This is a genomic window from Lactobacillus sp. PV037, assembly GCF_014522345.1.
In the GTDB taxonomy this organism is placed as follows: Bacteria; Bacillota; Bacilli; order Lactobacillales; family Lactobacillaceae; genus Lactobacillus.
This window is the reverse complement of the sequence record NZ_CP041987.1, coordinates 97391-112204: the sequence shown is the minus strand read 5'-3', so window position 1 is coordinate 112204 and position 14814 is coordinate 97391. Positions and strand designations below refer to the sequence as shown.

The window sequence follows — 14814 nt, the reverse complement described above, 5'->3', positions numbered from 1 at the left end:
TCATTATCAATAACTAATAAATCTGTTTCTTGTCCATTTTTCTTATATAAAGTATGTTGACATCTGTATTTTTTTCAATAAACAAATTGTAATAATATTTTTCATACTGATTACCGATAAAATCTTGCCAAGTAACTAATTTATCTTTTACTTCAATTCTATTCTCTACGTCCTTAGCTTGACGCATCAATTTCGACATCACATAAACTGGATCTAAATGAACTATTGAAGGTAAAAAAACATATTTTCCATAGATAAATGGCTTATCTAACAAATCACACTCTTTTCCAAAAGATAACTTATTAATCATAATCTCACGTTCTTTAGAAGTTAAAGAATTATTTTGAGAATATTTAATTTTTATAAATAAATTATTTTTCCTTATATTTTTCTGACTTAACGTAGTAATTTGAATATCAACCAAGAATTTTAACCATTTTTTTAATTCAACATTATATAATTTTTGATTAGAATATTTTTGTAAAAGTTTTTGTTCACTTGAACTATACTCTTTAAATGTTGGTTTGATTGGAATATAAAAAATAGATGCTAACCCTTGAAAAATATAATCTTCTATTCGCGGAAATTTGTCTAAATGAGTTTTAAAATTTACTTGTCTTACTTCAGAGTTTGTCAACATGGTACCTAAGTAACACTTTAATTCTTCCGTTACAGCATCTATTTCAATGTATCTTTTAACTTTTCTCAACTTTGCATCAGCATATTTCCATAAAGAAATTATTAACTTATATTGTTCTTTGTTAATAAAATACTTGTCATAACTAATCTTGTTTAATTCCGTCAGTGACAAAATAGTATTAAAACCATGCAAATAATCCGACATATATCGACAATTTGTTTCATAGTCTATTGAGGAAAAGTCTATTGCTGGAAAAATTTTAAATCTAATCATACAATTTTCAAATTTCCTAGAGATCTTTTTCAGAAGTTTAATTTCTAAAATCATTCTTTTCACTTTCGAACGTTGCCTACAAATTAAATCATCTCTAGATTTTAATCTTTTTAATAATTTTAAATATTTTCTAAAATTACCACTTAAATTTCCATCATCATCAATCAAAATATCCGTCCATTTAATTAAGTCAAATAATCTATCAACTTTTTCAACATTATTATTATTAGATAAATTTAGTTTCTTATCTTCAATAAATTCCTTTGCTTGTAAAAAGAATTCAACTTTATTCGCATTAACCATCTTCTTGGTAGCGATAAAATTCCATTCATCATAAAAACTAATTATTTTTTGTCTTTTTTTAAACTTCATAAATGTTCCCACCTATATCCAGTACTCTCCTAGTACCATTTTACACTTTATTACTCGTGGTGCTAGTTAAGTCGTTCTGATTATAAAAAGTCCAATTAGACTAGACTCAAAGTGTAAAAATCAATAAAAAGAGGTCTGATCTAATTGTGAAGTGCCATAAAAAAGTTAGACATTTTATAAAATTTTAAATATTTGATAGTACACGATTTCTGTATTTTACAGGAGTCGTGCATTTTAATTTGTTTGAACGTCGAACATTATTAATATACTTACTTAATACCTGCTTTATCTCTTCAAGAGAACCTATCTTAATACGATCTTTTCATTAATTTAAATATTGTTTCTCCTGGCGCATTATCATGACAATTACCCTTCCTTTATAAGAACTGTACCCAGCTGTATTCTTATGATAAATCATAATTTTAATACCCATATCACGCATAATTTTACGAACAGTTTCCTTGGCAAGATTGATACCAATATCTTTTAAAGCGCCCCAAATACGCCGATAACTGTATGTTTATAACCGTATGTTTCATTGCTTTCATCATAGTAAATAGGATTAATTTGCTCTTTAACTTTAGCGTATTTATCGCACTTATTAATTCGATTTTTTAAGTTATCATAATATGTTTTTCGATTAAGCTTAAGCAGACTAAATAAGGTATTCAGCTTTACAGTTGGCACTTTAGCCCGAATATCCTTGATAATTAGCGTTTTTTCTTTGTTGGATAGCGAGGATAACGGGCAGCCACTTTTTTTAAGACAAGATTCTCCAGTTTTAATTTTTCGATTTCCGCTTCTTGTTTAATAATCTTCTCTTCATATTTTTGCTTCTCACTAAGTTTTATCTTTTGAGCTTGTTTCTTTTTAGGTTTCTTAGGCATTTTGGATGGATGTCCTTTCTGCTTAGGAAGTAAACCAGCCATACCTTCTTTTTTAAACTTATTAACCCAAGTGTAAACCTGAGAAGAATTTATATTGAACTTGGCAGCTACTGGAGTTATTCCTAAATTAGGATTATTTAAATAATAGCGTACCACATTTAACTTAAACTCAGGAGAATAGTTCATCTTCTTATGTTTAATTTTAAGAGATTCAAGGCCATTTTCATCAGCCTGATGAATCCATTTATATACCATAGAGTAAGGAATATTGTACTTTCTACTTAATCCCTTTATTGAATCTTGATGATTAAAGAATTCAGAAACAATCTTAATTTTGAACCCATTAGAATATTTAGTCATAAAAAATACCTCACAATCGTTAGATCTATGTCTAACAATTATGAGGCACTTCATAATAATTGGTGTCTTTCCTTCTTGATTAAACTCTTTCATCATCCCAAGCACAATACTTTTTAATTTTTGTAATTATAGGTTACTTTTCAATAGATTTTCCGCCGAACTTAAATTATTTTCTCAAATTGCATAAAAAGATACAATCCCTACTTTTTTTACATCCTCCTTGGTTAACCAATAGCCATTCTTTCTCTTCCCATAGTTTTGTATTCTATCTTTTCGATAATTAGCTGGAATTTTAGGATTAAAATTACTCTTATTTAATTTTTTACTTATTTTCTTATTTATATCATATAGATAAGCACCTTCAAATTGATCTCCAATTTTATTATCACCGGTTTATATCTCCATTTGCCTAAAATCAAACAAGCTTGAATAATGAAAATTACCAAATAAAGTTGATAATAAAAATTCTTTAGCAACAAATTTTACTAAACAAATAATTTTATTGGCAGAGTCTGTATAATGAGAAGTTAAATAATATTTTTTATTATATACAAAATCAGCTAATATATTTCTAGATATAAACTAAGCTACATTGACTTAGATTAAAATTTATTTTTATCTTCATTTAATTTTAATGTAATATTTAAGTTAATTATAAATTTCATCATTTATAGTAAGTTCTTAAAATTTTATATCTAAATTCTAAAAACTATATCATGAATAGAGTAATTTACTGCATATAAAAAATAACTCTTATAATCAACACTCTCTTCTAAAAAAGCACTTTACTTATTCATATTTTCTTCTGCATAAAAATATGCCGAGCTTGACTTTCCCGATTTAAACTTTCTATCAAATTTTTGAACAAGTTTTTCATCATTAGCAATAATACGGTCATCTCCAGAAGTAGTTATCATTCTGTTCCTCCCTTTAACAAAATAATAAGTTGTGTTCCCTTCAGAGGCATACATATATCCAATTTCATTTGCAGAAGATCTAAATTTTATAAATAGTGACTCCCAATTTTTAAAATCACTCTTTGGAACCAAAACCATTGCGCTATTTTTCGAAACTCCATGAATCCTATAGCGTTCCACTTGATTATCATGAGAAAAAATTATTTTTAAAGAATAAATACCATTTTGAGAAATGTTATTTATTCTAAAAAAATATTCATCTTTTTGTTTTAACCTCTCCTTGATATTTTGAGGAGTACTTTCTTCAAAATAATTAGGTCTTAATACTCTATCACCTTTTGATATTCTAGTTGTACGTTCATAGAAAAATCTCGGTCGTTGTTTTTCTATTTCAAATGCTCGAGATAATTCTGTTTGTTTTCTAAACTGATATATTCCCCATACAAATACAATAAATGTTAAAGTTACTCCTACCCAATCTGCTAAACTTCCCACTGTTATTGTAATCTTCTCCTTATTAATTTAGCTTTAACTACGTTAAGATAACGACTTTTTTATAACTACTTAAAAATTACTGAAATTAATGCTGTAATTATTCCAAATATCAATGCAGTTCGTGGTAATGAATCATGTTCTTGTTTATCTTTGGCAACCCAATCTCTCACCATAGTAACAATCCATATTATATCCATATTAATCACTGTTAATATTCCCCACATTATTAACACCATTGTAACTGTTATTTCTCTAGCCTCTGCCCATCCTACTATTAAACTCATCGTAGTAAAAAACATTCCTACATTTGCTACAGAAGCAACTATTTGATATATATTTTTATATTTTGTCTCCCTATTACTTATCATATTCCTCTCTCGAAAATACTCTAAAACTGTAATAAGTAATGGGAAAAATATTAAGAATAGTGTCATAATTAAAATAACGAATTGTTCACTATTTTTATTTGTTTTAATTTGAATTATTAGTATCTTACGTAAATAGTTTTGATACTTATCAAAATTTGCTCCGTAGAAAATAACTATAATTCCTATTAAGCCAGTACTCACTATAATAGCAAATGCTATTCTTTTAAAAATATATCTATAATTTATTATAAAATTAATCAACTTATTTAGTATTTCTTGCAAATCATTTTTTAGATTCTTAATTATTTTATTGATGTTAATCTTTTTATTACTGTCATTAACTCTTACGCTGTTATTTAATTCATTATTATTTTTACTACTGCTGTATTTTTTAGAATTTCTTTTACTGTTACTATTATCCTTATAATTTTCATTATCATCCTCTACCCATAAAATACACATTAAAATAGTTGCTACAACTATAAAAACAGACACTCCTACCACGTTTGTGATCATCATAAAAGAAAACTTTGGAAATTTTATAAACAAGTTATAAATTAATAGCATAAGCATTAGGAGGGTAAAAATACTTACTGATATTTTTCTCCAGGTTTGCTTTAAACTTTCACTCTTTATGGTTACTAGTAAAATAAAGAAACTGCATAAAATAATATTTATTCCTACCTTTAGAATAGAACCTAACCTTATATTTTGATACCACCCAAAAAAATAATGTAGTATCATTATGAAAATAGTACTAAAAATTACTGATATAGATAGTTTCTCGATTTTCTTCAAGATATGCTTCCCCCAAAAAAACATAAAACCCCACCCATTTTTCAAATGAACGAGGTTTTAAAGCAAGTATATACATATTTTAGCTGGTTTAATTATATCTTATTTTTGAAATCTTTGCTTAAATTTTTCTAAATAATTGTAAGCAATTTTATTCTTACACAAAACTAAAATTGCCCCATAAATTCCAACTGAAAGAAATACAGAAAAAATAGTCCTTAGAACTAATGAAGAAATACCTATTTTTAATAGCCAATAAATAAGAACAATTCCCACACATCCAAAAATTGAATTTAATACATTTTTTCTAGTTTGCTTTGATCGTAAAATTGGTCCAACATAATCTCTAGCAAACCGACCGTTAAAAGTCATAACTATAAACTCTGCACTATCAAATTTATAAAATACTATAAATTAAATTTTTTTATTTCTAGATAATAAATAAGAATCGGTATAATTCTTATACCATTTATTTTGTTTTAAAACGTTATATAGTTCTCTATCAGTTCCCGCTAAATCACTTATTGATTCTAATTTAATTGTATACTTTGACATTTGAACCAATTCAATAAAACTTTTTCTATATTTTTTTGATTTAATTTGTTGTGCAATTATTTTTTGAATTGGTTGTTTAAGAAATATATTATTTTTTCTATACCAATTAAATACTCTTGGATGTGTCGCATATCTAAACTCAAATAAAAGAATCTCTATTAAAAAATCCCCTATCTTTTTACTATCTTTATTTAATCCTATTTTTAATTCTTTATTTAAATCATCAAAAAAACTGTCCCATATGTTTTTCAATAAAGTAATATTAGTAGTAAACTGAAAAGAATTGTTCTTCTGCATACTACTTTTTATCCACTCTATTACAAATTTATAATCCTCATTCTGTTTTACCATTCTTAAAATACTATGTATTTCTTTATATGAATCATTTTTTAAATTTACTAAAGTAGTTAATATTTTATCTGAATAAGCATATTGAAAATCTGCTTCAGCAGACATAAGAGCATTAATAATTTCTTTAGGATTATTAACTTGAATATTATGCAAAGGACTTCTTTGGTTAATAACATTTTGTACAAATCTTGTATCCTCTACCCCTAATTTATAAGGAGTCGGAGAAATATAGTCATAAAATGTTAAATCTATTAAATTATTAAGAACCAAAAATCTTAATATTTCTCTATTATTAATGTAACTAATAGCCTGGTATAATTGTTTATTACTATTTTTTATAAAATTAAGCCTTTCATTATTTTTGGTTATATATTTAAATATAGTTCCAATTTTTGCATTTTTTAAAGTAATGTTTCCAATATCATCCTTATGTTCGATGAAATAAGCAATATTGGATTTTTTTATAGATATTCCTTCAAAATCCTGAGGAAATAAATTTTTGTAAATAATCATGGCCAATAATTTTTTTTGAGATATAGCATTTAATTTACATGTATAAATATCCAATTCCGAAATAAGATTAACTATTTCTCGTGGATCATATATATAAATACCTAATCTATATAAAAAGGGATCATCAATATCAGAATTTCTTAAAGAAGGATATTTATTAATTTCTCGTTTAAAATATTCTTTTGAATTTTGGAAACTGTTAATAGGCATTAGGGGTAAAATATAATCAAAGAACTTAGCTCTTTTCATTGCCACTTGATTTTCATCTCGATTCTTATTTTCTATATCCTTTTGTATATCATTTGCAAAAATTGAATCCTTTAGGGTATAAATAAAAACAATTTTATTTCTCCCCCTATTCAAATTAATATTTAGAGCCCTTAAACGTTGAAAAATTAGAGCATCATCATACCGATCAAGGTCTTCAAATATTACAAATTTTATTTTTCTTTTAAAAATTGATTTTCTATTAAAAAATAACTTAATTCATCATGGTATAAAACAAATAAATTAATATTAGCATCCTTATTACTTTCATTTACTTTAATTTGCAATTGTGTTGGACCAAATTTTGTTGAAATAGTCCAGACTAATTTGGTTAGTGAATGAATTAAAAAGTATATAAGTAAAAATAATAAAAGATTGCCTGAAATAAAAACTCCAATTTTAAATGGATTAAATAAAGAGGTAATTGCTTTATAACCATGAATAGAACCAAAAATAGATAGAACAAAAAAATTAACTAAAAGTAGAAATCCCATCAACCAACTAGTTTTATATTCTTTTAAACGTGTTATTTTTGAATCCGGATAATACCATGGATTAACATTAAACAATAATTGATCTATTATTTCCTTTTCTAATTCTTCTTCTATCTTTTTATTATTTTTATTTGAATCAAAAAAATTAGATAAAGAAATAAATCTAAAATCAACTTTACCTTCTTTTATATTCTTACGTGCTTTTTTATAAGAATTAAAATTACGAAACTTTTTTGATTCCAATTTTATTTTTTCTCTATTTGTAAAATATGTAAGTAAAAAACTCGTCTTCCCTGTGTCATACGCTCCACTAATAGCAAGATTAGTAATCCTTTCATCTTTCAAGGCAGTATCTAGTTTCTTCCACTCTACTTCTCTATTCTCTTCCTTTATATTTTTATTCAAGTTATCATACGGATATAATGCTCCTGGTGTCCTTTGAAAGGTGTGTGATATTTTGATTTCTTTATATTTTCTTTCTTTTTTCAATTTCTTCTCCCATAAACAGTTTTTTCTACTATTATAAAAATAACTTTAAATTCTATTTACTAAATATAGTTATCGTAAATATAATAAATTATAATTTAACAAAAAATACACTAGATTTGTTATAGTAACAAAGATGTGTACGACTAAATATTTTTCTTAAACTTATAAATTAAAGTTTTTTCATAGGATACTAGACATTTTTTCTAACTTACACAAGGCTTATAGTCAAAATATATCATAGATAAGCATTAACCAACTAAAATTCATAAATAAAATTAAGGATTAATTTCGTTTTAACATCGAAACTAATCCTTAATTTTATAAATATTAGTCAACACTCTGTAGTATTTTTTAAAGTTTATATAATATCTAATTATTCTTTTTAAACTTTTTAATGCCTAACTAGCATGCTTGCTCAATATAATGAACACCCATAATAATGCTGCTGTAAATATAATTATAATTAAACTTCCACAAATATCTATTCCTGGTTGCATAAATAATTTAAGTACAGGTGCAAAAATGAGAGCTTTAAGCATGAACTCTATAACATCAAATGTACTTAAACTTACCATAACTTTATTTTCTGAAGCACTTTTAGTAAACGTTGCAATCCCATAACATGTAATATCTAAAGCAATTAATACAAGATAAATCTAACATAACTATTCATAATAGCCTCCAATATTTTTAATATTATGTAAGAATGCAAAGTAAACTTGTAAAATTACCATTTATTCTAAAAGCTAAATTTTTTCAAAAGTCAAATATATAATTTAAAATTATATATTATTTATATTCTCTCTTTTTCCACTTTTTTTACCAATTTATATTCTCCAGTTAATACCATTAAAACAATAAACACTCCCATCAAATATATTCCCTTAACTAGTAAAGATAAAAATATATTTGAAATATTAAAATGATACAGTCCTACTGCAATTTCCATACCAAATAATATGATTAAATCAGGTAATATATTTCCAAAAAACATACTCATCTTGTACCCAAAACCTAATTTTATAAGCATATAATAAGCAGTAAAGAAGTGGCAAATATAGGCAATAGCTACAGCTCCGGACAATGCCACAATTGACTTACCCAAAAAGATTCCTATCAATATTGCTACTACCGTAATCCCAGTATTTATGCATGAATTCAAAAATAAAAGACGAGTATTTCCTATTGCTTGAAAAACTCCCCCCGCGCTTGAGTTCAACATTTGAGGTACAATTGCTATAGATAAAATCTGGAAACAAATAATTGAACTCTTCCAATTACTTCCATACATAATTGTTATAATTTCTTTACTTGATAAAAAACAAAATGGGGCAGCAAAGGCACTTAAACAAAACAAAATTTTAAATACCTTTAAATATTTATCATAAATTATTTTTAAATTATCTTGAAAGTCAGATAAAATCGGATGGAGTACCGGAGTTACAATTCCTGTTAAGTTATTCACAGGATATAACATTAAATCATAAGCCTTATTATAGTATCCTAGCTGAACATCTCCCATAAACTTTCCAGTTAATAGGTTATCTAAGTTTCTAGCAAAATAATTTACAAAGTTAAAAGCAAATTGATAACTTGAATAACTGAGTACTTTTTTTACACTTGAAAATTGAAATCTCAATTTAAATTTAGGATGGGTATCAATATAATTCCAAAGGAAAGTAAAAATTGATGTTACAATCGCTTGAATAACTAATGAATAATATCTAAAGCCATTCATTGCAAGTATTACTGTTAAAATAGATGCCAGCAAGTATACTACTACAGTTCTAACCGCGATTACCATAAATTCTTTATTTTTATTTAAAATACCATTTGGTACCATATTCATCGCATCAAATAATAATGAAATGCTCAAAAGCAACGTTAAAGATACATATGCATTATTATGGTAGAACTTACTGATAGGAACAGCTAATAAAGAAAACAGCAACATTAAAATAAGGGAAATATAAATTGTAAAAGAAAAAATATTGTTTATATCATTAGAAGTTAATTTTTTATTTTGAACAATTGCTACTCCAAATCCCATATCTGCTAAAGTGGAAAAAAATGTTGAAAATACTGTTACAACTGCTACTATTCCATAATCCCCAGGAGAAAGTAATCTTGCCAAAATTGCGTTTACTATAATAGAAAGAAATATTTTAGAATATTTTCCAACTCCATTTATTATAGCCGCTTTCTTAATAGATATATTTTTCATTCCGTAAGTTTACTTTCTTTTAATACCTTTTCATATACCTTTGTAGAGTTCAAAAGGTTTTTTGTTCGATTTATTTTTTGATCTAATATTGATTTAGAAGCCTTTGAGGTACTAACTGCTTGTAGGTGCTCAACTTCATATTCCGGAGAATAAACCATAAGTAGTTGTTCTCTATCACACCGAACTTTTAAAATATCCTCTTCTCGATATAAAAAAGTTCTGCTATCATAAAGTTCATTATATTTTTCAAAATAATTTTTTGAAAAAACTTGAAAGGCTCCATGCAAAGTTTTTGTTTTTGTTCTATCTTTATAGATATGATTAGGCCACTTGGGAATTTCAAAAGATTCTTTATAATTCAAAAACTTCTTAATCCGTAATTTTATCAAGTATTTATTTAAATTACGGATTTTTTTATGTAATTCATGTATATTTCTTGTTTCGTTTTCACCCGGACTCTGATAAAAATTACCACGTTTTGAATAGATTGATGGACCTAAAACTCCAAATTTTTCTTTTGCATACTCATTTACTATCCATTCAAATAATCCTTCTTTTTTTGCATACGCATCGCTATTAGATACAATTATAAAATCAGGATTCATATATTTTTTTATTTGATCATAGCCATAATTATTTCCCTGTGCAAATCCTAAATTTTTTTTAGTTTTTTCCACTTCTACAAGTGGATCGTTGGTAAATTCCTTTTTTAATATATCATAAGAACCATTATCAGATGCATTGTCTACAATAACAATTTTTATCTTAAACTCATCTTTAATTTGTTTTTTTAACCAATAGACGCTCTCTTTTGTTTCTTCATAGGCCAAATAATTTAATATAATTATTCCAATAGAAACTTCATGCATTTTTATCTTCTTTCGTCCTTTCCTGACGTAACATTTTAAATAATAAGATGTAGTTAAATTTTTCCAAGAAAGTCACTAAAAATTAATCATAAATATTACTTAAACAGAAAAATTAATTTTCCTGATAAAATCAGATTTAATGTCATTCCACCAAAAAACACTTAAAAATTAAATATCTATTATTGATTGTATTAATTTCCCTACCTGATGCAAGTTTAAAGTGATTAAAAATAATATTAACCCATAACTGGGATTTAACACTTTCTGTAATTAAAAAACTTATACGAAACAATAGAATTATTCATATTTACCTTAAAAGTTACATATGTTACATATAAGATAGACAATAATTGGAAATAAATACTTAAACTTTACTTTCTTTTAATTAATTTAGTGCTAAACTGTTCAATTACTTTATAGTTTAACATAATGAATTTTTCACTATCTTTAATCTTCTCTAAAAATATCTCTCGTATAAACTTTATCTTTTACATCATCTAACTTATTACTATATCGATTAGCAATAATACTATCAGATAATTCTTTAAATTTATCTAAATCATTTACCACTTTGTTACCAAAGAAAGTAGAACCATCTTCCAAAGTTGGTTCGTAGATAATAATATCTGCACCTTTGGCTTTTACACGTTTCATAACACCTTGGACAGAACTTTGGCGGAAATTATCACTATTAGCTTTCATAGTTAAGCGATAAACGCCAATAGTGACCTTCTTTTCTTTATTTGCATCAAAAATATTATCTTCATCATAAGAATAATACCCAGCTTTCTCTAATACTTGATTAGCAATAAAGTCTTTACGAGTATCGTTAGATTGAACAATCGCACTTATTAAGTTTTGTGGGACATCTTGATAATTAGCCAATAATTGTTTAGTATCTTTTGGTAAACAATATCCACCATAGCCAAATGAAGGATTATTATAGTAATCACCAATACGAGGATCTAATCCAATTCCATCAATTATTTCCTGGGTATTAAGTCCCTTTTCTTCCGCATAAGTGTCTAATTCATTAAAATAACTTACGCGCAATGCTAAATATGTGTTTGCAAATAATTTAACTGCTTCCGCTTCAGTAAATCCAAGAATAAGAGTAGGAACATCTTTATCCTCTGCTCCTTCTTGTAATAATGAGGCAAAAGTATTAGCCGCTTCAACTAACTTAGTATTTTTTAAATCAGTTCCTACAATAATTCTAGAAGGATGAAGATTATCATAAAGCGCATGACCTTCACGTAAAAACTCTGGACTAAAAATAATATTTTCAGAGTTAAATTTTTTACGAATTGCTTTAGTATAGCCAACTGGAATAGTTGACTTAATAATCATAATTGCATTTGGATTAACTTCTTGTACTAGCTTAATTACAGCTTCTACAGCAGATGTATCAAAGAAATTCTTTTCGCTATCATAATTTGTAGGAGTAGCAATTACTACAAAATCCGCATCTTTATAGGCACTCTTACCATCAGTAGTAGCTTTTAAATTTAACTCTTTATTTGTAAGAAAGTCTTCAATTTCTTTATCAACAATTGGAGACTTATGATTATTTATTAAATCTACTTTTTCTGGCACAATATCAACTGCTGTCACTTCATTATTTTGTGCTAACAAAGTAGCTAAGCTTAAGCCAACATATCCTGTACCTGCTACAGCAATTTCACATTTAACCATTTGCTATTTACACCTCACATTAAATCCATTATTTTTACAAACTTATCTACATCAGAATTAAAATTGTTTATTTGAGAAAGTGTTTTCCTTCTATACTTATCAAAATAATGAACATACTCATCATAATTGTCACACATATCGACTATCAGTTCACAAATTTTAGAAACATTTTCTTTTTTTAAATCAAATTTAAACTTTTTAGGAATAGGAACATCTTCGGAATTTTCTGCAGCTCCAACTGTAGAAGTAATGATATTACAATAATTCACACTCGCCTCTCTAGGAATTCTTTCTGGACCAGGGAAATATCCCAAATCTAAATATACTTTTGCTTTTTTTAAATACATTAATAATTCCTCATGGTTAAGTCCCTTTAAAGGCTTAAAAATATAACTTGAATAATTTTTATTCATATATTTTAAAACTTTTTTAATGAAATATGGTGAAGCTTTTGCAGGATTATAAACTATCAAGTTTTCCTTCACTGTAGATAAAGCTTTTTTATCCTTTGCTTCAACATCAATAGGTCCACATAAATAGGTCATTTTTGATTTCTGAATGCCTTGCTCCAATAGATATCTATGAACATACTCACAATTATATAGATGATAGTCTATATTTTTTAGTTCTTTTGGAAAAATATATGAGACAGCCGGTTCTTTCAGTTTTATGTGAACATATCTTAAATAATTAAAAAAATTGGGTTGATTAAAAAATTTAGTTCTAAATTTTGAACGCCACCAAATATTATTTTCTAAATAAAAATATAATGACAACCACCAAATAACTTTTCTTATATTATGGAATTTATCTAACCATCCTGTATCACTTTCAGGTACTATAAGAATATTTTCTTTGTTATCATCTATTTTTGTTGCAATTTTTGCATTGCTATCTGCATAAAGTAATTTATTTACTTTATCTCTTTTGCCTTTTAGACCATAATACATGTATACATCAATTCCATTTTCAACTAATCTGTTCCCTAATTGATGTAAGCTCCGAGTACCACCACTCTTATTGTACGGACAAACAATATAGGCTTTCATAAATTTCTCCCTCTATTTCCTTTTAAATAAAAATAATTACTTATTTTTAAATTCCTTTAGCCACTCAAGATACTTATATTTTCTTTCTTGCGTAGGTTCTAGTATCATGCCCTCAGCCCATTCATTCCAAGCATTAATAAACAAATATTCTTGATCTTTTATTAAATCCATATATTTAATAAATTTAGCGTGATCATATGGAGTAATTACATATCCACGTTGTTTATGTCTAGGTGTATTATCCCATTCAAACCATAACCCATTCGCTATGTCTTTTCCAAGGGGTTCATGATGCAACTTAATATCCATCAAGTTGTTTCCATTAATTATGTAAGGCTTATGAATCCATCCTTTTTCTCTAATTTTCTTATTAAAATGGTGATAGGTACGTCTAAAAATATTATGGTGTATATATTCAGATTGTGAAATCAAAGGTTCTCTAAAAAAAGTATATTGAGTAACACCTGATTCACTATTCTTAAATTCTTGAAGATTTTCTGAACCAGAATATGTTTCAATTAAACATAAGCCACTAAAACCCTCTTCTTTGCAACGTTTATCAAAATAATTAAATAATGCATTTTTCTCTTCAAAATCAGGATTAAATATCATGAAAAGAGGTTTATTATTTCTTTTTTCGTATCTTGAATCCTTAAAAAAGGGAAGTAAATACTGAAAATGTTTCTCCCAATCTTTTTTTGTTCCATAAGTTTGTTCCTGTAAAATATCAGTTTTACCTTCCCATGAACGTTTCCATGTATGATTAGCCCAACAAAAGAAAAAATGCTGAGGAATTTCCTTCCATCTCAATAGATTTTCAGCTGGCTTTTCCAATAACATTTTTCCTGTAAAATAATAATGGTAATAAATAAATCCATCTAAGCCATACTTATTCATCAGATTAGTCTGCCATTCCATCGTTTTTTTATTTAACAAATTATAATAATTATTATTTAATGGATGCTTAGGTTGCTCCTGTCCTTTATACAAGGGGGAAGCTTTACGGACATTCGTCCACTCAGTAAATCCTTTACCCCACCACTTATCATTTTCAGGAATTTCATGAAATTGTGGTAAAAAAAATGCAAATTTTTTCAATTAATATACTCCTTCCTCTTAACTCACTTAGTACTAATATTGAGCACCTAATCAATTAATACTCTAGTGTATTGTTCTACTCTTATCAAAATTATTTTTTATA

Annotated in this window: 11 protein-coding genes and 1 pseudogene; all 12 read right to left on the bottom strand. The window is 26.4% G+C overall.

The window, feature by feature from the left end:
- Nucleotides 1–13: 13 nt before the first annotated feature.
- Entirely contained in the window at nt 14–1285 is a 1272-nt protein-coding gene (locus FP435_RS01060; protein WP_265483916.1) for a hypothetical protein, read from the bottom strand.
- A gap of 184 nt (nt 1286–1469) precedes the next feature.
- A pseudogene (locus FP435_RS01055) lies at nt 1470–2532 on the bottom strand (helix-turn-helix domain-containing protein).
- A 785-nt stretch (nt 2533–3317) separates the two neighbouring features.
- The gene (locus FP435_RS01050; protein WP_265483915.1) at nt 3318–3944 is read right to left on the bottom strand and encodes a hypothetical protein; all 627 of its coding nucleotides are present in this window, start codon (nt 3942–3944) and stop codon (nt 3318–3320) included.
- A 65-nt stretch (nt 3945–4009) separates the two neighbouring features.
- Entirely contained in the window at nt 4010–5110 is a 1101-nt protein-coding gene (locus tag FP435_RS01045) for a hypothetical protein (protein ID WP_265483914.1), read from the bottom strand.
- A 99-nt stretch (nt 5111–5209) separates the two neighbouring features.
- Nucleotides 5210–5479 (bottom strand): hypothetical protein, encoded by a 270-nt coding sequence (locus tag FP435_RS01040; protein WP_265483913.1) that lies wholly within the window; start codon nt 5477–5479, stop codon nt 5210–5212.
- 42 nt (nt 5480–5521) lie between these two features.
- Nucleotides 5522–6922, bottom strand: coding sequence for a hypothetical protein (locus FP435_RS01035; protein ID WP_416209745.1), 1401 nt, complete (start codon nt 6920–6922; stop codon nt 5522–5524).
- A gap of 44 nt (nt 6923–6966) precedes the next feature.
- Nucleotides 6967–7776 carry a hypothetical protein gene (locus FP435_RS01030; protein ID WP_265483911.1) on the bottom strand — a complete coding sequence of 270 codons (810 nt, stop codon included), beginning with the start codon at nt 7774–7776 and terminating at the stop codon, nt 6967–6969.
- A 793-nt stretch (nt 7777–8569) separates the two neighbouring features.
- Nucleotides 8570–10000, bottom strand: coding sequence for a lipopolysaccharide biosynthesis protein (locus FP435_RS01025; protein WP_265483910.1), 1431 nt, complete (start codon nt 9998–10000; stop codon nt 8570–8572).
- Nucleotides 9997–10869, bottom strand: a complete 873-nt coding sequence (locus tag FP435_RS01020) for a glycosyltransferase (RefSeq protein WP_265483909.1) — start codon at nt 10867–10869, stop codon at nt 9997–9999. The genes FP435_RS01025 and FP435_RS01020 overlap by 4 nt, the downstream gene beginning before the upstream one ends.
- A 447-nt stretch (nt 10870–11316) precedes the next feature.
- Complete coding sequence (locus FP435_RS01015; protein WP_265483908.1) at nt 11317–12564, bottom strand: nucleotide sugar dehydrogenase; 1248 nt, start codon at nt 12562–12564, stop codon at nt 11317–11319.
- A gap of 14 nt (nt 12565–12578) precedes the next feature.
- Nucleotides 12579–13613 carry a hypothetical protein gene (locus FP435_RS01010; protein WP_265483907.1) on the bottom strand — a complete coding sequence of 345 codons (1035 nt, stop codon included), beginning with the start codon at nt 13611–13613 and terminating at the stop codon, nt 12579–12581.
- Nucleotides 13614–13649: 36 nt separating this feature from the next.
- Nucleotides 13650–14711 (bottom strand): glycoside hydrolase family 99-like domain-containing protein, encoded by a 1062-nt coding sequence (locus FP435_RS01005; RefSeq protein WP_265483906.1) that lies wholly within the window; start codon nt 14709–14711, stop codon nt 13650–13652.
- Nucleotides 14712–14814: the final 103 nt, after the last annotated feature.